This is a genomic window from Teichococcus aerophilus, assembly GCF_014490485.1.
GTDB classification, from domain to species: domain Bacteria; phylum Pseudomonadota; class Alphaproteobacteria; order Acetobacterales; family Acetobacteraceae; genus Pseudoroseomonas; species Pseudoroseomonas aerophila.
On the sequence record NZ_JACTVA010000008.1, the window covers coordinates 61603 to 80955 of the forward strand.

A 19353-nucleotide genomic window follows, 5' to 3' on the forward strand; every position below is an offset into this window, starting at 1 on the left:
CCGCCACGCCACGAAGGCCAGCCCTACAGCGGTGCCTTGCGCGGACCGGGCTGCTCCACCTGCTGCACGTACAGCCGTTGCTGCGCGTAGGAGATCCACAGCCGGCGCTGTGCGATGTAGTCTAACCCCAGCAACATCGAGAACGGCGTGCCCGGCGGCAGGTCGATGATGCCGATCGGCCAGTTCCGCAAGGTTTCAGCGCCGATCTGCACCGTTTCGAAGCGCTGCATCCGCAGTTCCACCCGCGTTGCGCCGATGCCGTGCACCACGCCGATCGGCTTGCCGGATAGCGCGGATTGCGGAACGCCCAGCCCGGCGGCGGTGGAACGCAGCATCGTCGAGTGCTCGGCCCCCGTGTCCAGCACCGCCCACACGCCGGCCCCGTTCACCTGCACACGCAGCCGGATGAGCCCGTTGGGGAGCACTTCCAGCGGAATGGTGTCGTACTCGCCGCTCCAGGCCGGGGAAGTCCGGGCGAAGCAGGTGCGGGCATCGTGCAGCACGAAGCGGCGGGCGGGGAAATCGATCTCCACCTCCGACGTGCCGAGGAAGTCCGCGCCGATCAGCCCCACCATCGGCAGGCTGCCCGGCCGGCTGTGGGTCATCACCGGCAGGGTCAGCCGCTGCATCTCCCGCTCGCCGATGCGCATCTGCTGCACCAGCGCGTTGCGCTGCTGGGACACGCCGCCGATGCCGCGCGCGGTGGTGTTGCGCATCCGGTCCGGCGGCAGGCGCAGGGCGGCCGCGCTCTCGGCGAACAACGCGGTGGCGGTGGCGCCGGTATCCACCATGAAAGGCAGGCGCGTGCCGTTGATCTCCGCCGGCACCACCGGCTTGCCGCCGGCCAGCGAGATCGGCAGCACATCGCCCTGGCTGAAGTCGCACGGCGTCGCGCAGGCCGCCAGCAGCGCGGACGCCACCAGCACCAACCCGCGCAGGGCCCGCCGCAACCCGGCAGGCCTCACCACTCGATTGGCCGCCACAGCGCCACGGGCGGCGATGCCTTGGCGCGGATCGCCGCCTGCAATTCCGTCTCCAGCGCGGAGAGGAAGCGGGATTTGTCGGAACCCTGCATTGGCGCCGGGCCGCGCGTGGTGGCGCCGGTGGAACGCAGATGCTCCGCCACCGCACGCCCGGCCAGGGCACCGCCGATATTGTCGGTGGTCCAGACCGTGCCGTTATGCTTCAGCGCCCGCGCGCCCTTGGCCAGGCAGCGCGAGGCCAGTGGGATATCGGCGGTGACGCAGACATCGTGCTCGCTGATATGCTCGGCGATCCAGTCATCCGCGATATCCGCGCCGGCATCGACGATGACGCGCTTCACCCAGTCCACCTCCGGCAGGCGGATGCCGCGCGCCCCGTTGCTGACGACATGCACGATGAGGCCGAGGCGCTCCGCCACGCGGAACACCTCGTCCCGCACCGGGCAGGCATCGGCGTCGATATAGACGTCAGGCTTCAACCGGAGACATCCGCAAGCCAGCGCGTGACCACGGCGCAGGCACTGGCGAAATCCTCCATCCGCATGGCTTCGTGCGGATTGTGGCTGCCATTCTGGTTGCGAACGAACAGCATGCCAGCCGGAATGCCCGCAGCCGCGAAAGCCGCCGCGTCATGCCCGCCGCCCGAGGCCATCTCGATATGCCGCACGCCGCTGGCTTCCGCCGCGCGCGCCAACCCGGCCCGCACCTCGGCATCCATCGGCGAGGCCAGCGAGCCCGTCTCCGGCCCCAGGTCGAACCGCACGCCACGCCGCGCCTCGATCTCCGGCACCAGCACTGCGAGGCGCGCGAAGATGGCGTCCACGCTGCCCGGGTTCACGCTGCGCACATCCAGCATGAAGTTGGCCTCGCCAGGGATCTTGGTGAAGCCGGCCTCGGCGGTGGTGGCCAGGGTGCAGAATGTGCAGACCAGCCTGTGGCCCTGCGCCTCCAGCAACGCCCATTCCTCGTCCAGGCCCAACGCCAGCTCCGCCAGCGCGATGGCGGCGTCCCGGCGGTAGCGGCGCGGCGTGCCGCCGGAGTGGTTGTACTCGCCCAGCACCCGCCCCTGCCGCAGCCGGCGGGAACCGGGAATGCCGGTAACGACGGCGACCGGAATCTCCTCCGCATCCAGCACCGGGCCCTGCTCGATATGCAGTTCCAGGAAGGCGGCGGTGTTGTCCGGCGTCAGCACGCGCTCGCCCCGCACGGCGAAATCGGGGTCGAAGCCCTCCTCCCGCATGTGGTCGGCGAGCGACCGGCCGGTATCCTGCCGCTTCACCTGCAGCTCGGCCGCCTTCAGCATGCCCAGCGCGCCACGGCTGCCGGGGTAGGAGGTGGGGAACCAAGCCCCCGCCTCCTCCGCCCGCGTGGCGATGACGGTGATGTCCCGCGCCGGCTGGAAGCCCGCGCGCTTCAGCCCGGCCACGGCGGCCAGCCCGGCCAGCACGCCGGCGGCGCCATCGAAATTGCCGCCTTCCTTGACGGAATCCAGGTGGCTGCCCAGCAGCACGCGCTTCGCCGTGCGGTCGGCACCCGGCAGGGTCATGTACAGGTTACCCACCGGGTCCGCCTGCACCTCCAGCCCCAGCGCCTCGGCTTCCCGCCGCGCCAGGGCGTGGGCCATCCGCTCACCGGGGCCGTAGGCGTCACGGGTGACGCCCAGACCGTCGGTGCTGTTGGCACGCAGCTCATCGAACATCCGTGACGCCAGATCGGTATCCGGCGTCAGGTTGCTGCGCACGGCTTCAGACACCGCCGACGACCCCGCCATCGATCAGGTGGATGCGGCCAGTGGTGTAGGCGGCGCGGTCGGACGCCAGGAAGGCGCCCATCGGGCCGAACTCGGCGGGCACGCCGTAGCGGCCGGCCGGGATGGTCTTGCTGCGGGCCTCGATAATGTCCTCCGGCGTCTTGCCGGCCTTCTGCGCGGCACCGGCGGCCAGCTCCACGCTGCGGTCCGTGCGGATGGCGCCGGGGGCCAGGATGTTGCAGGTCACGCCATCGCCGGCCACTTCCGCCGCCAGCGTCTTGTTCCAGCCGACGATCGCGGCACGCAGGGTGTTGGACAGCGCCAGGTTCGGCAGCGGGTTCACCATGCCGGACGAGCCGATGGCGATGATCCGCCCCCATTTCTGCGCCCGCATCGCCGGCAGCACCTGCGTCGCCACCCGGATGGGGGAGAGCACGATGCGCTGGAACCAGGTGGTCAGGTCTTCCTGCTTGATGTCGGCGGCGGTGCATTGCGGCGGGCCACCATGGTTCAGCACCAGGATGTCAATGCCACCCAGCGCGGCCACGGCCTTCTGCACCAGCGCGTCCATCTGCTCGCCATGCGCCACGTCGGCCGGGATGCCGACGGCGTTGGCGGCGCCCAGCGCCTTCAGCTCGGCCGCCACTCGGTCCAGGCTAGCCTGGTCACGGCCGGACACGGCGATGGACACGCCCTCTTCCGCCAGCGCATCCGCCACCGAGCGGCCGAGGCCCTTCGAGCCACCCATCACCAGGGCGCGACGCCCCTTGAGACCCAGATCCATTTCTCTTCTCCCACTCTCGCCGTGTGAATCGGCGCGGACGGTGAACGTAACGCCTGGCGAAGGCAAGACCACCCCCCCCTCTTGGCGAACCGTCCTCCCGCCGCCAAGCTGGGGCGAGGAAACGCCGAGACCGACGGAGAATACCGCCCATGTCCAAGCCCCTGCTGCTGCTGACCCGCCACTTCCCCACGGCGGTGGAGGCCCGCGCCGCGCGCGACTACGCCACCATCCCCAACGCGGCCGACACGCCGATGACGGGTGAAGAAATTGCCGCCGCCGCCGCGCATACCCAGCCCGCCGGCATCCTCTGCGCCGCCGGGGACGCCTTCAACGCCACCACCATCCAAGCGCTGCCGGAGAGCGTGAAGATCATCGCCACCTTCAGTGTCGGCACCGACCATATCGACCTGCAGGCGGCGGCCTCGCGCGGCATCCTGGTGGCCAACACGCCGGATGTGCTGAGCGTGGCGACGGCCGAGATCGCCATGCTGCTAATCCTCTCCGCCGCCCGCCGCGGCGGCGAGGCGGAGCGGATGCTGCGCGCCCGCGAATGGGCCGGCTGGGCGCCGACGCAGCTGATGGGCGTGACGCTGGAGAACAAGAAGCTCGGCATCCTCGGAATGGGGCGGATCGGCCAGGCGCTGGCGAAGATGGCGCGCGGCTTCGGGATGGAGATCCACTACCGCAACCGCAACCCACTGCCGGAGTCCGAGGCCCAGGGCGCCATCTACCATGCCGACGACACCGCCTTCCTGGGTGCGATCGACGTGCTGTCCATGCACATCCCGGGCGGGGCGGCGACGCGGCACTGGCTGGATGCGCGGCGGATCGCGCAGCTGCGCCCCGGTTCCATTGTAGTGAATACCGGCCGTGGCTCCACGGTGGATGACGTGGCGCTGTGCGCCGCACTCGCCAGCGGCCACCTGCGCGCCGCCGGGCTGGACGTCTTCGACGGCGAGCCGCGCATTCATGAAGGTTACTACACGACGCCGAGCCTGGTGTTGCTGCCGCATCTGGGCAGCGCCACGGTGGAAACCCGTGACGCCATGGGCTTCCGGGCGCTGGACAACCTGGACGCTGTGCTGCTGCGGGGCGAGGCGCCGCCCCACCGCGTCGGGTAAAGCCGGCCACAGATTGCCAGGGCGTAACGGGCGCCGGCCCTGAGGTCGGCGCCCTTCTTTTTTCCCGTTTCCATGACTAACCGGATAGTCCATAAAATTCCCACAACCGGCGACATGACCGGCAGGACCGGTGGCCCACGAGGCCCCGGCGGGAAGGAAAGTACGTACCAATGAGGATTCCGCAGACCCGATACCGCGCCCCGCGCCCCGGCTGAACGCCGCGGGCGCAAGCACGCCTGCGGACCAAACGCCCGACAAGAACCGGAGAGGAACCCATGTCCCAAGCAGAGGCCGGCCTCCATGCCGCGCAGACGCCCCGCAAGGCCGCCCTGGCGAGCTGGATCGGCAGTGCCGTCGAATACTATGACTTCTTCATCTACGGCACCGCCGCGGCGCTGATCTTCCCGAAGATCTTCTTCTCCGCCGCCAACCCGCAGGCCGCCGCCATCGCATCCTTCGCCACCTTCGGCGTCGCCTACATCACGCGGCCGCTCGGCGCCGTGGCGCTCGGCCATGTGGGGGACAGGTTCGGGCGCAAGAAGGTGCTGACCTTCACGCTGCTGCTGATGGGCTTCTCCACCTTCATCATCGGCTGCCTGCCCACCTACGACCATGTCGGCATCCTGGCGCCGATCCTGCTGGTGCTGGCGCGGCTGCTGCAGGGCATCTCCGCCGCCGGCGAGCAGGCTGGCGCCAATTCCATGACGCTGGAACACGCGCCGGCCCACCGCCGCGCCTTCTTCACCAGCTTCACCCTCAGCGGCACCCAGGCGGGGCTGATCCTGGCCACGCTGGTCTTCATCCCCGTCTCCTGGCTTTCGGAAGCGCAGTTGCTGGCCTGGGGCTGGCGGATTCCGTTCTTCCTCAGCGTGCTGGTGGTCATCGTCGGCTTCTGGGTCCGCCGCACCCTGCCGGAGACGCCGGCCTTCGAGAAGGAGGAGCGCTCCGGCGCCCCCGCCACCGTGCCCGTGGTGGCGCTGTTCCGCACCCAGTGGGCGGACGTGCTGCGGGTGATCTTCGCGGCCCTGGTCTCGGTGGTCAGCACCATCTTCAGCGTCTTCACCCTCTCCTACGCCGTCAACACGCTGCATATCGACCGCTCGACCATGCTGACGGTGCTGGTGCTGGCCAATGTCGTGGCGCTGGCGGCCATTCCGGCCTGGGCCATCCTGGCGGACCGCATCGGCCGCAAGCCTGTGTTCATCATCGGGGCGCTGGGCTGCGCGGTGCTGATCTGGCCGTATATCTGGGCCATCAGCGTGGCGAACATCCCGCTGATCTTCGTGCTTGGCATCCTGCTCTCGGGCGTCGTCTACAGTGCCGCCAACGGCGTCTGGCCGGCCCTGTATGGCGAGATGTTCGATACCCGCGTCCGCCTCTCCGGCATGGCCATCGGCACGCAGCTTGGCTTCGCGCTGGGCGGCTTCGCCCCCAGCATCAGCGCCGCCCTGCTGGGCCCGGGGCCGATGGGCTGGGTGCCGGTGGCCGTGTTCACCTCCGTCACCGCCGTCATCGCCGCCATCTCCATCATGACGGCGCGCGAAACCTACCGGACGCCGATGGAAGAGCTGGGCGCACAGCCGGAACGCCTCGCCGGCCTGCGCCGCACCGCCTGACGCTGGCGGGCCGCCGGGCAAGCCCAGCGGCCACCGCCCAGGCCCGTCCGCCGCAGAGATGCGGCGGACGGGCCTGGCCTTTTGTCGGCGGCGTGTTCGGGCGGCACCGTCTCGGGTCATCACGCAGCGGCCTCGCGGCGGCGTCGCTTCACTCGCCGCCGGGTGCATCCGGCGGGCGGCCCGCCAAGAGCTGGCACAGCACCGCCACCATGGCGAAGCCCAGCATGATCAGCGGCATGCTCCAGGCCACAGGCATGGCGATGGCACCCACCATCGCCGCCCCGCCGGCGCCGATCACCATGTGGATCGCACCCATCACCGCGCTGGCCGTGCCCGCCGCGCCCTTCACCGAGAGCAGCGCCAGCCCGATGGCCGGCGGCCCCATGAAGCCGACGCCGACCTGGGACAGGACGACGCAGCCGATGGCGCCGAAGGCCGTCAGCAGCCCGGACGTCGTCAGCCCCAGGAACAGCACTGCCCCCAGCAGCATCAGCGCGATGCCGGCCTGGATGCGGCGGTGGAAGCCCATGCCCAGGCGCGGCGCCAGCAGGCCGCCGACCAGAAAGCCCATCGGGTAGCAGGCCGTCGCCAGGCTGAGCTGCACCGGGGACCAGCCGAACAGGCCGCCGAACAGGGCCTGCGCGCCCGCGACCTCGACATACGCGCCACCGAAGGCCGCGCCGGGGATGAGCGTGTAGAGCAGGAAGGGCCGGTTGCCGAGCACGGTGCGGTAGCCGCCCAGAACCGCCGCCACGCCACCGCCGGTGCGGTTCCGGTGCGTCTCCGGCAGCGCCCAGAGCGTCGCCACCAGCGCCGCCAGCCCGGCCGCCACACTGACCGCCAGCGCGGCGCGCCAGCTGGAGGAACCGGCGATGGCACCGCCCATGATCGGCGCCAGACCCGGCATGACGGCCATGGCCAGCGTCAGCAGCGACATGGCGCGCAGGAAGTGGTCGCCCACATAGCGGTCCCGCGCGATGGCACGCGGCAGCGCCAGCCCGGCGCTGGCCCCCAGCCCCTGCATCAGCCGGGCGACCAGCAGCATGGCGCCATGGGTGGCGAAGGTCGCCGCCAGGCTGGCCAGCACGTACAGTACCAGCCCCGCCAGCAGCACCGGCCGCCGCCCCACCCGGTCCGACACCGGGCCGACCACCAGTTGCCCGAACGCCAGCCCGGCCAGCACGGCGGACATGATCACCCCCGCCGAGCCGGCACCGAGCCCCATCTCCACCGCGATGGTGTTGAGCGAGGGCACGACGATGTTCGTCGCCATCTGACCGAGGGCGGTCAACGACATCAACAGCAGCAGCGCGCCGGCCGTGGCCGGGCCGGAATCCTCCCGGCCTGCTGGCGGCGCCCCTGGGGTGGGTGGGGTCATGATGGGTCCTTGGTCGCATCCGGGGGTCGCGTCCGGCGGGAACGCGCGGCATGCCGCATCGCACAAAGTGGACAAGCGGCGGCGTGTCCAATAGTGATTGCCGCTGCCCTTATAAGCCTGGCTTATGCAAAACCTCGAACTTCGTCATCTGCGCTGCCTCGTCGCGATCGACGAGGAGCGGAATTTCAGCCGCGCTGCGTCGCGCCTGGGCATGACCCAGCCCGCCATCAGCCAGCTCCTGAAGCGGATCGAAGATCTGGCGGGCCACCGGCTGGTGAAGCGCAGCCGCGCCGCCGTCATCCTGACGCCGCTGGGTGAGGACGTGGTGCGGCACGCCCGCAAGGCGGTTCTGGCAGTGGACCGCGCCCTGGCGGAAGCGGGCCGAAACCTACGTGGCGAAAGCGGCCGCCTGCGGGTCGGGCTGAGCGTGCCGTCCCTGCATGGCGGCATACCCGCCCTGATCCGCCGCTTCCGCGCCGAGCGCCCCGGTATCACGGTGGAGATGAGCATTGTCTCCAGCCAGGCGCAGCCAGCGGAGCTGCTGGCCGACCGGATCGACGTCACCTTCGGCACCGTCGCCTACCCGCACGAGGCACTGGCGCATGACTTCATCGGCGAGGAAGCGATGCGGGTGGTGCTGCCGCGCTGGCACCGGCTGTCCGCCCTCCCCCGCATTCCGCTGGGCGAGTTGCGGGAGGATGCCTGGATCCTGCCCCCAGCGGAGTTGTCGCTGCGGCAGGAGATGGAAGGGCATTTCCGCCAAGCGGGCTTCAGCCCGCGCCTGGTGGTGGACAGCATGGACTTCGCCGCGACCTTCGGCCTGGTGCTGGCGAATACCGGCGTCGCCCTGGCCGCCGAGAGCTTCCGCGACTTCGCTGGCCCCGACCTGGTGCTGATCCCAATCGAGGGCGCCGAGCCGCGGCTGCGCCACTATCTCAGTTACCGGGTTGAAGAGGCACTACCCTCCGTCGCCGCCTTCCTGGCCATCGCCCGGCACTGAATGCGCCGCTGGGCACCCTCAGCTCTGGCGCGGCGCCAGCCAGGCGCCGATCAGCCGGTCCGCATTCTCCGCCACCGCGCCCGCCGGCCCGCCGATGCCGAACAACTGGCCGGAGACATAGGCACCCTCGATCAACAGCAGCAGGCCATCGCCCAGCGCATCCGCATCGGTGGCGCCCATCTCCGCGGCCATGCCGCGCAACCGGGTCCGCAGCGTGCGCTTGTTGGCCTCGCTGACCTGCCGCGCCGGGTGTGCGTGGTCCGGATACTCCACCGCCGCGTTGGTCATGCCGCAGCCACGGTAGTTCTCGGACGTGGCGCGCAACGCGACGCCCCGCAGGAAGGCGATGATCTGCGCGCGGGCATCGCCCGGATGCGCCGCCACCGCCTCATCGAAGCGCTGCCAGAACCGTGCCTCGTAGTCGCGCAGGTAGCAGGCGGCCAGCTCGTCCTTGGATGAGAAATTCCGGTACAGGCTGGGCTTCGTCACCCCGGCCCGCGCCACGATCTCATCCACCCCCACGGCGCGGATGCCGATGCGGTAGAACAGGTCGCTCGCGGTTTTGCGGATGCGCTCGGCAGCATTGGGCGGCTTGGGCGACGTGACGGACATGATCGAAATGAAGCTCTTGACGATGTTACCGATCGGTACGAAAGATAACGCCGCAACGTACCGGTCAGTCACATGAGCATAATCCGTCGCCGGCCCTTTGGCCAGAACTATGCCTTCGTCGTCATCGGCGTCATCTTCCTGGCGCTGCTGGCCGCGGCGGGCCTGCGCTCCACCCCCGGCGTGCTGATCCTGCCGCTGGAGCAGGCCTTTGGCTGGGGCCGCAGCACCACCGCGCTCTCCGCCGGCATCGGCATCTTCCTGTACGGCATGGTCGGTCCCTTCGCGGCGGCGCTGATGGCCAGCTTCGGCCTGCGCCGCACCGTGCTCTCCGCCCTGGCGCTGATGGCACTCTCCACCGGCGCCAGCGCCTTCATGACGCAGCCCTGGCACCTGGTGCTGACCTGGGGCGTCATGTCCGGCATCGGCTCCGGCGCCGTGGCCATCGTGCTGGGCGCCACCATCGTGAACCGCTGGTTCGTCTCGAATCGCGGGCTGATGATGGGCCTGCTGACCGCCAGCACCGCCACCGGCACCCTGATCTTCCTGCCGGCATTGGCTTGGCTGGCGCAGTCCGGCGGCTGGCGGCCGGTGGTCATCACCGTCTCCATCGTCGCGGCCTGCATGATCCCGCTGGTGTGGCTGCTGGTGCCGGAACGCCCCTCTGACGCTGGGCTGGTGCCCTATGGCACGCCGCCCGGCACCGTGCCCGCCGAGCAGAAGCGCACCGGCATCCTGGCTTCCGCCTTCGGCAGCCTGGCGCGCGCCGCGCGGACCCGGGCCTTCTGGTACCTGTTCGCCACCTTCTTCGTCTGCGGCTTCACCACCAACGGCCTGGTCGGCACCCACCTCATCGCGCTCTGCGGCGACATGGGCATCCCGGAAGTCCGCGCCGCCGGGTTGCTGGCGCTGATGGGGATCTTCGACCTCGTCGGCACCACGCTATCCGGCTGGCTGACCGACCGCTACGACCCCCGCAAGCTGCTGTTCATGTATTACGGCCTGCGGGGGCTCTCGCTGATCTACCTGCCCTATTCCGATTTCTCCTTCTACAGCCTCAGCATCTTCGCGATCTTCTATGGTCTGGACTGGATCGCCACCGTGCCACCCACCCTGCGGCTGGCGACCGAGGCCTTCGGTGAGCGCGATGCCCCCGTGGTGTTCGGCTGGATCGCCGCCGGGCACCAGATCGGCGCCGCCACCGCCGCCTTCCTGGGCGGGCTGCTGCGGGACACGCAGGGCGACTATCTGGGCATGTTCATCTTCGCCGGCATGACCGGGCTGGTGGCAGCCGGCATCTCGCTGGCCATCCGTCGCGGCCCGGCCACCAGCGCAGCCACCGCTGCGGCCTGAGCAACCGACCCGGGCCGCGCTGCCGACCACGGCAGCCCGGCCCGGCGCTTGCCCTGCCCTGGACAATCGGTCACGCGCTCCGCACTCTCGGCGCGCACGACATCCCGGGGCGCCCCCACATGCTGTTCGATTTCACCACGCTCCCGACGCGGGAACGCTACAAACTGCTGGTTGCCACCGTGGTGCCGCGGCCGATCGCCTGGGTCGTCACCCAGGACGAAGCCGGCGTCACCAACGCGGCGCCCTTCTCCTTCTTCAATGCCCTGTCCAGCGACCCGCCCATCCTCGGCGTCAGCATCGGCGATTCGCCGCGTGGGCCGGGGGACAAGGACACGCTGGCCAACATCAAGGCCACCGGCCAGTTCGTCGTCTGCCTGGTGTCCGAGCGCACGGCGCACGCCATGAACATCACCGCCACCGACCTGCCGCCGGAGGTGGACGAGCTGGCCGAGGCCGCGCTGACGCCGGTACCCAGCACCAAGGTGAAGCCACCCCGCATCGGCGAGAGCCCGGTGGCCTTCGAGTGCGAGCTGTTCCAGCTGGTGCCGCTGGGCGGCAACATCCTGGTGCTGGGCAAGGTGCTGGCCATGCACGTGCATGACGACTGCGTGGAAGATGCGGCGAAGAACTACATCGACACGCCGAAGCTGGAGTTGATCGGCCGCATGCACGGCCGGGGCTGGTACGCCCGCACGGCGGAAATGATCGACATCCCGCGCATCACCCTGGCCGACTGGGCCGCCAACAAGGGTGGCGGCTGAGCGGGCGGCAGGAAGCGCAAACAGAAAGGGCCGGGGAATGTCTTCCCCGGCCCTTTCGTATTCAGGTGATGCCGCTCAGTTGCCGCCGGCCACGGCGCGCAGGCGGGGTGCCTTGGCGTTCGCGGCGTCGATCAGCTCCTGGTACAGGTCCACATAGTCCTGGGCCATGCGGCGGGCGGTGAAGCGCTCGTCGAAGCGGGCACGCACGCGGGCGCGGTCCAGCGTCGCGATCTTCTTCACGGCTTCCAGCGCCTGCTCCTCGCTCTCGACGATGAAGCCGGTCACGCCGTCCTCCATCACCTCGGGCACCGAGCCGTCGCGGAAGGCGATGACAGGCGTGCCGCAGGCCATCGCCTCGATCATCACCAGGCCGAACGGCTCCGGCCAGCGGATCGGGAACAGCAGGGCATGCGCGCCGGAGAGGAAGGCGGGCTTCTGCTCGTCGTTGATCTCACCGATGAACTCGACATGGCCGGTGGTCAGCAGCGGCTTGATCTCGTTCTCGAAATACGCCTTGTCGGCGTTGTCGACCTTCGCGGCGACCTTCAGCTTCACGCCGGCGGCGGCGGCGATGCGGATGGCGCGGTCCAGCCCCTTCTCCGGCGACACGCGGCCGAGGAAGGCGAAGTAGCCACGCTCAACGTCCAGCGGGCGCAGGCGGTCGGCCGGCATGCCGTGCAGCACGGTGCGCGCCCAGTTCAGTTGCGGGATCGGCCGGCGCTGGTGGTCGGAGATCGAGACGAACGGCGTCTGCGCATAGGTGCCGTAGATCTCGTTGAACTCGGGCAGATCCAGGCGGCCGTGCAGCGTGGTCAGGAACGGCACGCGCTGGCGGCTCAGCAGGCCCAGCGGGAAGTAGTCGATGTGGGAGTGGATGACATCGAACTCATCGAAGCGGCGGGCGACCTGCTCCACCATCTTCATGTAGTGGGCCACCCAGTCCTTCACGGTCGGGTCCAGGCGCAGAGCCTCCGGGCGCATCGCGGCCAGCTTGGCGCTGGTCACGGAGTCACCGCTGGCAAACAGGGTCACGTCATGCCCCATCGCCACCAGTTCCTCGGTCAGCGAATGCACCACACGTTCGGTCCCGCCATACAGCTTGGGCGGGACGGCTTCGAACAGCGGGGCAATTTGCGCGATACGCATGCAACGCGATCCCTTGATATGGCCGCCGTGAGAATCCGGCGCCCAGCTATTCGGGCGCGCGGCAGGTTCCGGGTGATCTGGCCGATTGGTGAAGTACATCTGTACCCAGTGGCGAACCTAGTTTTTGAATATGGCTGAAATATGGGCCTTTCGCACCGCGGCGAAGAAATGCGCCGCCCACGGAATTGTCCCGCCCCCGGCTCAATTCTGCCCGAATTGGCCGCCCCTATGCGGCCTTCAGAGAACCGCCCAGGGCAAACCCCCATGTCCCGCTTGATCGTCGTCTCCAACCGCGTCGCCCCGATCACCGAGGGGGAGCCCACGGCCGGTGGCCTGGCCGCGGGCGTGATGGATGCGCTGCGCCAGAAGGGCGGCCGCTGGTTCGGCTGGAGCGGCAACGTGGTGCCGGACATGGTGACGCCACCGCTGCCGGTGGTGGAGCAGCGCTCCGGCCCCATCAGCCTGTACACGACGGACCTGAACCAGCGGGATTACGACGCCTACTACAAGGGCTTCTCCAACGCCACGCTGTGGCCGGTGTTCCATTACCAGACCGACCTCGCCCATTTCGACTGGGCGGAGTTCGAGGGCTACCGCCGCGTCAACCGCCACTTCGCGGACAGCCTGCAGGCGCTGATGGCGCCGCAGGACGTGGTGTGGGTGCACGACTACCACCTGCTCTGCCTGGCGGAGGCGTTGCGGGCCCAGGGGGCGCGCAACCGCATCGGCCTGTTCCTGCACATCCCCTTCCCCGCCCCCGCCGTGCTGATGAACATCCCCGCGCATGCCGAGTTGATGGCGGCGATGTGCCACTACGACCTGATCGGCTTCCAGACCGAGTCCGACCGCCTGGCCTTTGCCGACTACGTGCTGCGGGAGATGGGCGGCGAGGCCCTGCCGGGCGGCGTGCTGGCGGTGGGCGGCCACGCCATCCGCACCGGCGTCTATCCCATCGGCGTGCATGTGGACATGCTGCGGCAGGAAGCGGCAGCCGCCGCTGACAGTGCCCAGGTGCAGGCGCTGCGCGCCAGCCTGGGCGGCCGCGCCCTGATCATGAGCGTGGACCGGCTGGACTACTCCAAGGGCCTGCCACAGCGCTTCACGGCTTACGAGCGCTTCCTGGCCGACAACCCCGGCTGGCACCGCAAGGTGGAATTCACCCAGATCGCCGTCCCCTCCCGCTCCGACGTGCATGCCTACCAGGAGATCCGGCGGGAGCTGGAGGGCGAGGCCGGCCGCATCAATGGCCGCTTCGCCGAGCTGGACTGGACGCCGCTGCGCTACCTGAACCGCAGCTTCGCGCGGCGGGACCTGATGCCGCTCTACGCCGCCGCGCAGGTCGGGCTGGTCACGCCGCTGCGGGATGGCATGAACCTCGTCGCCAAGGAATTCGTCGCGGCGCAGGACCCGGCGGACCCGGGCGTGCTGGTGCTCTCCCGCTTCGCCGGCGCGGCGCGGGAGCTGGATGCCGCCTTGCTGATCAACCCGCATGACGAGGCCGGCACCGCCGCCGCGCTGGAGCGCGCCCTTTCCATGCGGCTGGAGGAGCGGCGGGAGCGCCACGCGGCGATGATGGCGGTGATGCGCCACAACAGCCTGGAGCGCTGGCGCGACCGGTTCGAGTGCGACCTGCGCAACCCGGCCAGCCTGGAGCACGGCGCCTCGGCTGCCTGAGGCCGCGCAGTTCACAGCCCTGTTGGAGGCGCTTTCACCCCCTAGGCGCGATTCCGGCGGCAAGGCAGATTGCCGCCATGCGCATCTATTTGGCCGGCCCCGATGTCTTCCTGCCCGACGCCGCCGCGATGGCTGTGGCGAAGAAGGCCATCTGCGAGCGGCACGGGGCCACCGGCGTCTTCCCCACCGACCTGGCGGCGGATGCCGGCGAGGCGCCGGACCGCTTCATGCGCATCTATCTGGGCAACGAGGCGCATATGCGCGCCTGCGATGCCCTTGTCGCCAACCTCACCCCATTCCGTGGCCCCTCCGCCGATGCCGGCACGGTGTACGAGCTGGGCTTCATGCGGGCGCTGGGCCGGCCGATCTACGGCTACGCCAACACAGCCGAGCCGTTCCGGGAGCGCACGCTGGCCTTCCTTGGCCCCGCCGCGCGCCAGCGCGCGGACGGCGACTGGACGGATGCCGAAGGCCTGCACCTGGAGGATTTTGGCCTGCACGACAACCTGATGATCGATGGCGGCATCCTCGCCGCCGGCGGCCGCCTCATCACCCGCCAGGTGCCCGCGGAGCGGCGCTGGAGCGACCTGGAAGGCTTCGAGGCCTGCGTCGTCGCCCTCTGCCAGGGCGGCCGCGCCGCCAGCTGAAGCGTGGCCTCAGGGCGGCCGGAATCGGTGCCGCGGCGCTGGCCGGGGCTGCCGGACTGCGCCACAACAGGATGAAGCCCATCTGGGAAGGAAACCACATGCCGAACCGGACGCTGCCCGTCCTGCCCCCGCGCTGAGCATGGCGAAGGCCACTTCCTCCACCTTCTCGCCGCTGCGCCACCCGGCCTTCCGCCTGCTCTGGATCGCCAGCCTCGCCAGCAACACCGGCATCTGGGTGCAGAATACCGGGGCGGGCTGGCTGATGACCAGCCTGGCGCCCTCCCCCATCATGGTCAGCCTGGTGCAGGCGGCGTCCATGCTGCCGGTATTCCTGCTGGCGCTGCCGGCCGGTGCCTTCGCGGATATCGTCGACCGGCGGAAGCACCTGATCCTGGCGCAGGCCTGGATGTGCGCCATGGGCGCGCTACTTTGCCTGCTGACCGCCCTGCACATGATCGGGCCGTGGGGCCTGCTGGCGCTGACCTTCGCCATCGGCGCCGGCAGCGCCATGAACTCGCCCGCCTGGCAGGCCACGACGCCCGAGCTGGTGCCGCGCAGCGACCTGACCCAGGCGATCGTGCTGAACGGCATCGGCTTCAACCTCTCCCGCGCCGTGGGGCCGGCGCTGGGGGGCTTCATCATCGGGCTGGGCGGCACCCAGGCGGCTTTCGCCTTCAACGCGGTGTGCTTCCTGGTGCTGATCATGGCGTTGGTGGCCTGGAAGCGTGAGGCACCCCGCAGCGCCCTGCCCAAGGAACATTTCCTGTCCGCCATGCGGGCGGGCGTCCGCTACGTGGCGGCGGCGCCGGCGCTGCGCGCCACCATCCTGCGCGCCGTGACCTACTTCTTCTTCGCCGCTGCCATGTGGGGGCTGCTGCCGCTGGTGGTGCGCAGCCGGCTGGGACTGGGGCCGGAAGCCTTCGGCATGCTGCTGGGCGCCATGGGCGTTGGCGCCGTCGGCGGCGGCATGATGCTGGGGCGGATGCGGGATGTACTCTCCCGCGGCACCACGGTGTTCCTGGCCACCATCATCGGCTCGGCCGCGCTGATTTTGCTGGGGGTGGCCACGCACTGGGCGCCGGCCGCGCTGGGCATGCTGCTCTACGGCGTCTCCTGGATCACGGCGTCCTCCACCATGCAGGCCAACGCGCAGCTCTCGGCGCCGGCCTGGGTACGGGCGCGGGCCATCGGCATCTACCAGCTCTGCTTCTTCGGCGTGCTGGCGCTGGGCTCGGCGCTGGCCGGCTGGCTGGGCGACTATGTCGGCGTGCAGGTGGCGCTGGTTTCCTTCGGCCTGGGTGGCCTGCTCTCCGGCATCGCCGTGCGCCGGTGGCACCTGGATGGGCCCACACCCATCCCCGCCCCCGCCACCGCCATCCCGCAGCCGGAGGCCCCGGCGCCGGAGCTGGCGAACCTGCTGGCCCGGGGCCGTGACCGGGTGCTGGAAGGCGTGCGCTACCGCATCGACCCCGCCGACCGCACCGCCTTCCTGGCCGCCATGGCCGAGGTGCGGCGCGTCCGCCTGCGCAGCGGCGCCCTGTGGTGGCGCCTGTATGACGACGTGGCCCACCCGGAATACTGGGCCGAGTTCTGGGCGGTGGAGAGCTGGACCGAACACCTGCGCGAGATGCACAGGCTGGAGCCGGAGGACCGCGCCATCATCGCCCGCGCCACCGCCTTCCACCGGGGCGATACCCCGCCCGAGGCCTCCCGCTACATCGCGCAGGACCCGCAATAGGGCCTTTGCGCTTCGCCGCTCGCTAGCGGGTACACCGGCCGTGGGCGTGCGGGGCCGGCCACGGCCGGGGCCCAGCATCCCGGCCAGCACGCATCAGCCATTCTTGAGCTTGGCAGGGCTTGGCAAACCCTGCCCGGCAACTCTCATCTACCGGGTGGCGTTAGACGCGCCAGAGAATGGAGACCGAGACCATGGCCCTTCGTAAGTCCCGCAACGATGTTGGCGAGAACGCCAAGAAGACCTCCATCGCCGTCCTGAACGGCGTGCTGGTCGACAGCATCGACCTCACCCACTGCGTCCGCATGGCCCACTGGACCATGCGCGGCCCCAACTTCATCGGGCTGCACACGATGCTGGAGACGTTCTACAACGATCTCTTCGCCACGACCGACGACATCGCCGAGCGCTTGGTGCAGCTGGGCGGCACGCCGGACGGCACCAGCCAGCTGATCGCCGAGAAGACCCGCCTGAAGGCCTACCCGCGCGACGTGACCTACACGCTGACGCATGTGGCCGAGCTGGCCGACCGCTTCGCCGCCAATGCCAAGGCGGTGCGCGAGGGCATCGACACCACCGACGAGGCCGGCGACGCCGACACCGCCGACCTGCTGACCGAGCTCTCCCGCGACCTCGACAAGAAGCTGTGGATGCTCGAGGCGCATATCGAGAACGTCGAGAAGTAATCCGCTTCGCCCGGGGCACCGCGTGCCCCGGGTTGCGATTCACCCCCCTCCGCCGCTACCGTGCGGCTCGAGGGGTGTGAACAAGGCATGAACGATCTGTTCGGTGGCAAAGGCGGCAAGGCCCCTGCGCAAGCGACGTATTCCGCCAAGGACATTGAGGTCCTTGAGGGGCTGGAGCCAGTACGGCGCCGGCCTGGCATGTATATCGGCGGCACCGACGAGAACGCCCTGCACCATCTGGCGGCGGAAGTGCTCGACAACGCCATGGACGAGGCGGTGGCCGGCCACGCCGACCGCATCGAGATGACGCTGGAAGCCGGCAACGTGCTGGTGGTGCGTGACAACGGGCGCGGCATTCCGGTCGACCCGCATCCGAAATTCCCGAAGCTGTCGGCGCTGGAGGTCATCCTCACCACGCTGCATTCGGGCGGCAAGTTCTCCGGCAAGGCTTACGATACCTCGGGCGGTCTGCACGGCGTCGGCAGTTCCGTCGTCAACGCGTTGTCGGAGCTGATGGAGGTGGAGGTCGCGCGCGACCGCACCCTGTTCACCCAGAGCTACGCGCGCGGCAAGCCGCTGACCAAGCTGAAGAATGCCGGTGCCGTGCATAACCGGCGGGGCACCACCATCCGCTTCAAGCCGGACCCCGAGATCTTCGCGACGATGCAGTTCTCGGCTGCGCGGCTGTTCAAGCTGTGCCGGTCCAAGGCCTATCTGTACCGTGGCGTCGAGATCCGCTGGGCCTGCGACCCGGCGCTGATCAAGGATGAGACGCCCAGCAACGCCACCCTGCACTTCCCTGGCGGCCTCTCCGACTTCCTGGCCATGGCGGTGGAGGGGCAGGCGACCGTCATCCCCACCCCCTGGGCCGGGGACGCGACCTTCCCGAACGGTGCCGGCCGCGCCGAATGGGCGGTGACGTGGCAGGAGCGCGGCGACGGCTTCCTCAACACCTACGCCAACACCATCCCCACCCCCCAGGGCGGCACACATGAAGCCGGGCTGCGGGCGGCGCTGGTCAAGGGCCTGCGCGCTTATGGCGAGCTGAAGAAGGAAAAGCGCGCCGGCAACGTGACGGCCGAGGACGTCTTCGGCGGCCTGGCCGGTATGCTCTCGGTCTTCATCCGGGAGCCGCAGTTCCAGGGCCAGACCAAGGACCGGCTGACCAGCCCGGAAGCCGCCAAGCTGGTGGAAGCCGGCCTGCGCGACCATTTCGACCACTGGCTGGCCGGCGACCCCGCCCGGGCCGACAACCTGCTGGCCTTCGCCATCGAGCGGGCGGAAGACCGAATCCGCCGGCGGGAGCAGAAGGACACGCCGCGCAAGACCGCGACGCGCCGCCTGCGCCTGCCCGGCAAGCTGGCCGATTGTTCCCGCGAGGCCGCCGAGGGCACCGAGCTGTTCCTGGTGGAGGGCGATTCCGCCGGCGGTTCCGCCAAGCAGGCGCGGGACCGGGAGACGCAGGCGGTGCTGCCGTTGCGCGGCAAGATCCTGAACGTCGCCTCCGCCAGCGCCGACAAGCTGCGGCAGAACCAGGAGCTGAAGGACCTGATCGAGGCGCTGGGCTGCGGCGCCGGGGACCGGTTCGACATCGCCCGCCTGCGCTACGCCCGCATCATCATCATGACCGATGCCGATGTGGACGGCGCGCATATCGCCACGCTGCTGATGACCTTCTTCTACAAAGAGCTGCCGGAGCTGGTGCGCCAGGGCCGGGTGCATCTGGCGCGGCCGCCGCTGTACCGACTGGCCGCCGGCGGCAAGACCGTCTACGCGATGGACGATGCGGAACGGGAGAAGCTGCTGAAAAAGGCCTTCAAGCCCAACCAGAAGGTCGAGGTCAGCCGCTTCAAGGGCCTGGGCGAGATGCCGGCGGCGTCCCTGAAGGAAACCACGATGGACCCGAAGCGGCGCACGCTGCTGAAGGTGATCCTGCCCCCCGAGGAACGTGCCGCGACCGCCGAACGGGTGGAGGAGCTGATGGGCCGCCGCCCTGAACTGCGCTTCCGCTTCATCCAGGATAACGCCGCCAAGCTGGACCTGGAGGAAGTGGACGCCTGAGGCCGGCGCGACGCTGGCCTGCGCCAGAGGCGGCAACCGACGCGGATGT

At 69.8% G+C, this 19353-nt stretch carries 17 protein-coding genes; 10 read left to right on the forward strand and 7 right to left on the reverse strand.

The genetic code is table 11. From position 1 onward, the window contains the following. Nucleotides 1–23: 23 nt before the first annotated feature. The 4 genes from IBL26_RS06785 to IBL26_RS06800 are packed head-to-tail and all read right to left on the reverse strand — an operon-like array spanning nucleotide 24 to nucleotide 3517. Nucleotides 24–968, reverse strand: coding sequence for an aspartyl protease family protein (locus IBL26_RS06785; RefSeq protein ID WP_187783714.1), 945 nt, complete (start codon nucleotides 966–968; stop codon nucleotides 24–26). Continuing rightward, on the reverse strand, nucleotides 962–1462 hold the full coding sequence (locus IBL26_RS06790; protein WP_187783715.1) for a YaiI/YqxD family protein: 501 nt from the start codon (nucleotides 1460–1462) through the stop codon (nucleotides 962–964). Before IBL26_RS06790 ends, IBL26_RS06785 begins: the two co-directional genes overlap by 7 nt. Next, nucleotides 1459–2736 carry a hydantoinase/carbamoylase family amidase gene (locus IBL26_RS06795; RefSeq protein ID WP_367615386.1) on the reverse strand — a complete coding sequence of 426 codons (1278 nt, stop codon included), beginning with the start codon at nucleotides 2734–2736 and terminating at the stop codon, nucleotides 1459–1461. The genes IBL26_RS06790 and IBL26_RS06795 overlap by 4 nt, the downstream gene beginning before the upstream one ends. Continuing rightward, nucleotides 2729–3517, reverse strand: coding sequence for an SDR family oxidoreductase (locus IBL26_RS06800; protein WP_187783717.1), 789 nt, complete (start codon nucleotides 3515–3517; stop codon nucleotides 2729–2731). The genes IBL26_RS06795 and IBL26_RS06800 overlap by 8 nt, the downstream gene beginning before the upstream one ends. Before the next feature lie 149 nt (nucleotides 3518–3666). On the opposite strand from IBL26_RS06800, the gene IBL26_RS06805 reads away from it, so the two are divergent. Both IBL26_RS06805 and IBL26_RS06810 read left to right on the forward strand, forming a co-directional pair. Then, on the forward strand, nucleotides 3667–4638 hold the full coding sequence (locus tag IBL26_RS06805; RefSeq protein WP_187783718.1) for a 2-hydroxyacid dehydrogenase: 972 nt from the start codon (nucleotides 3667–3669) through the stop codon (nucleotides 4636–4638). 275 nt (nucleotides 4639–4913) lie between these two features. After that, nucleotides 4914–6254 carry an MFS transporter gene (locus IBL26_RS06810; protein ID WP_187783719.1) on the forward strand — a complete coding sequence of 447 codons (1341 nt, stop codon included), beginning with the start codon at nucleotides 4914–4916 and terminating at the stop codon, nucleotides 6252–6254. A gap of 148 nt (nucleotides 6255–6402) precedes the next feature. Here IBL26_RS06810 and IBL26_RS06815 read toward each other — a convergent pair whose 3' ends face one another. Then, nucleotides 6403–7632 carry an MFS transporter gene (locus IBL26_RS06815; RefSeq protein ID WP_187783720.1) on the reverse strand — a complete coding sequence of 410 codons (1230 nt, stop codon included), beginning with the start codon at nucleotides 7630–7632 and terminating at the stop codon, nucleotides 6403–6405. Between the two features lie 124 nt (nucleotides 7633–7756). Between IBL26_RS06815 and IBL26_RS06820 the strand changes: the two genes are divergently transcribed. Then, nucleotides 7757–8632, forward strand: a complete 876-nt coding sequence (locus IBL26_RS06820; RefSeq protein ID WP_187783721.1) for a LysR family transcriptional regulator — start codon at nucleotides 7757–7759, stop codon at nucleotides 8630–8632. 18 nt (nucleotides 8633–8650) lie between these two features. Here the strand turns inward: IBL26_RS06820 and IBL26_RS06825 are convergent, their stop codons facing one another. Further along, nucleotides 8651–9316 (reverse strand): TetR/AcrR family transcriptional regulator, encoded by a 666-nt coding sequence (locus IBL26_RS06825; protein WP_367615387.1) that lies wholly within the window; start codon nucleotides 9314–9316, stop codon nucleotides 8651–8653. Between IBL26_RS06825 and IBL26_RS06830 the strand changes: the two genes are divergently transcribed. Both IBL26_RS06830 and IBL26_RS06835 read left to right on the forward strand, forming a co-directional pair. Then, nucleotides 9317–10594, forward strand: coding sequence for an MFS transporter (locus tag IBL26_RS06830; RefSeq protein ID WP_187783722.1), 1278 nt, complete (start codon nucleotides 9317–9319; stop codon nucleotides 10592–10594). A 119-nt stretch (nucleotides 10595–10713) separates the two neighbouring features. After that, nucleotides 10714–11355 (forward strand): flavin reductase family protein, encoded by a 642-nt coding sequence (locus IBL26_RS06835; protein ID WP_187783723.1) that lies wholly within the window; start codon nucleotides 10714–10716, stop codon nucleotides 11353–11355. 75 nt (nucleotides 11356–11430) lie between these two features. On the opposite strand, the gene IBL26_RS06840 is transcribed toward IBL26_RS06835, so the two are convergent. Continuing rightward, the gene (locus tag IBL26_RS06840; protein WP_187783724.1) at nucleotides 11431–12501 is read right to left on the reverse strand and encodes a glycosyltransferase family 4 protein; all 1071 of its coding nucleotides are present in this window, start codon (nucleotides 12499–12501) and stop codon (nucleotides 11431–11433) included. Nucleotides 12502–12765: 264 nt separating this feature from the next. On the opposite strand from IBL26_RS06840, the gene otsA reads away from it, so the two are divergent. The 5 genes from otsA to parE all read left to right on the forward strand — a co-directional run bounded on the left by otsA (nucleotide 12766) and on the right by parE (nucleotide 19304). Continuing rightward, nucleotides 12766–14175: an alpha,alpha-trehalose-phosphate synthase (UDP-forming) gene (otsA, locus tag IBL26_RS06845; protein ID WP_187783725.1), complete on the forward strand. Its 1410-nt coding sequence runs from the start codon at nucleotides 12766–12768 to the stop codon at nucleotides 14173–14175. Between the two features lie 77 nt (nucleotides 14176–14252). Then, the gene (locus tag IBL26_RS06850; RefSeq protein ID WP_187783726.1) at nucleotides 14253–14822 is read left to right on the forward strand and encodes a nucleoside 2-deoxyribosyltransferase; all 570 of its coding nucleotides are present in this window, start codon (nucleotides 14253–14255) and stop codon (nucleotides 14820–14822) included. Nucleotides 14823–14961: 139 nt separating this feature from the next. Next, on the forward strand, nucleotides 14962–16560 hold the full coding sequence (locus IBL26_RS06855; RefSeq protein ID WP_187783727.1) for an MFS transporter: 1599 nt from the start codon (nucleotides 14962–14964) through the stop codon (nucleotides 16558–16560). Between the two features lie 176 nt (nucleotides 16561–16736). Beyond that, nucleotides 16737–17243 carry a DNA starvation/stationary phase protection protein Dps gene (gene dps / locus IBL26_RS06860; protein ID WP_277817296.1) on the forward strand — a complete coding sequence of 169 codons (507 nt, stop codon included), beginning with the start codon at nucleotides 16737–16739 and terminating at the stop codon, nucleotides 17241–17243. A gap of 87 nt (nucleotides 17244–17330) precedes the next feature. Next, nucleotides 17331–19304 carry a DNA topoisomerase IV subunit B gene (gene parE, locus IBL26_RS06865; protein ID WP_187783729.1) on the forward strand — a complete coding sequence of 658 codons (1974 nt, stop codon included), beginning with the start codon at nucleotides 17331–17333 and terminating at the stop codon, nucleotides 19302–19304. Nucleotides 19305–19353 lie beyond the last annotated feature (49 nt).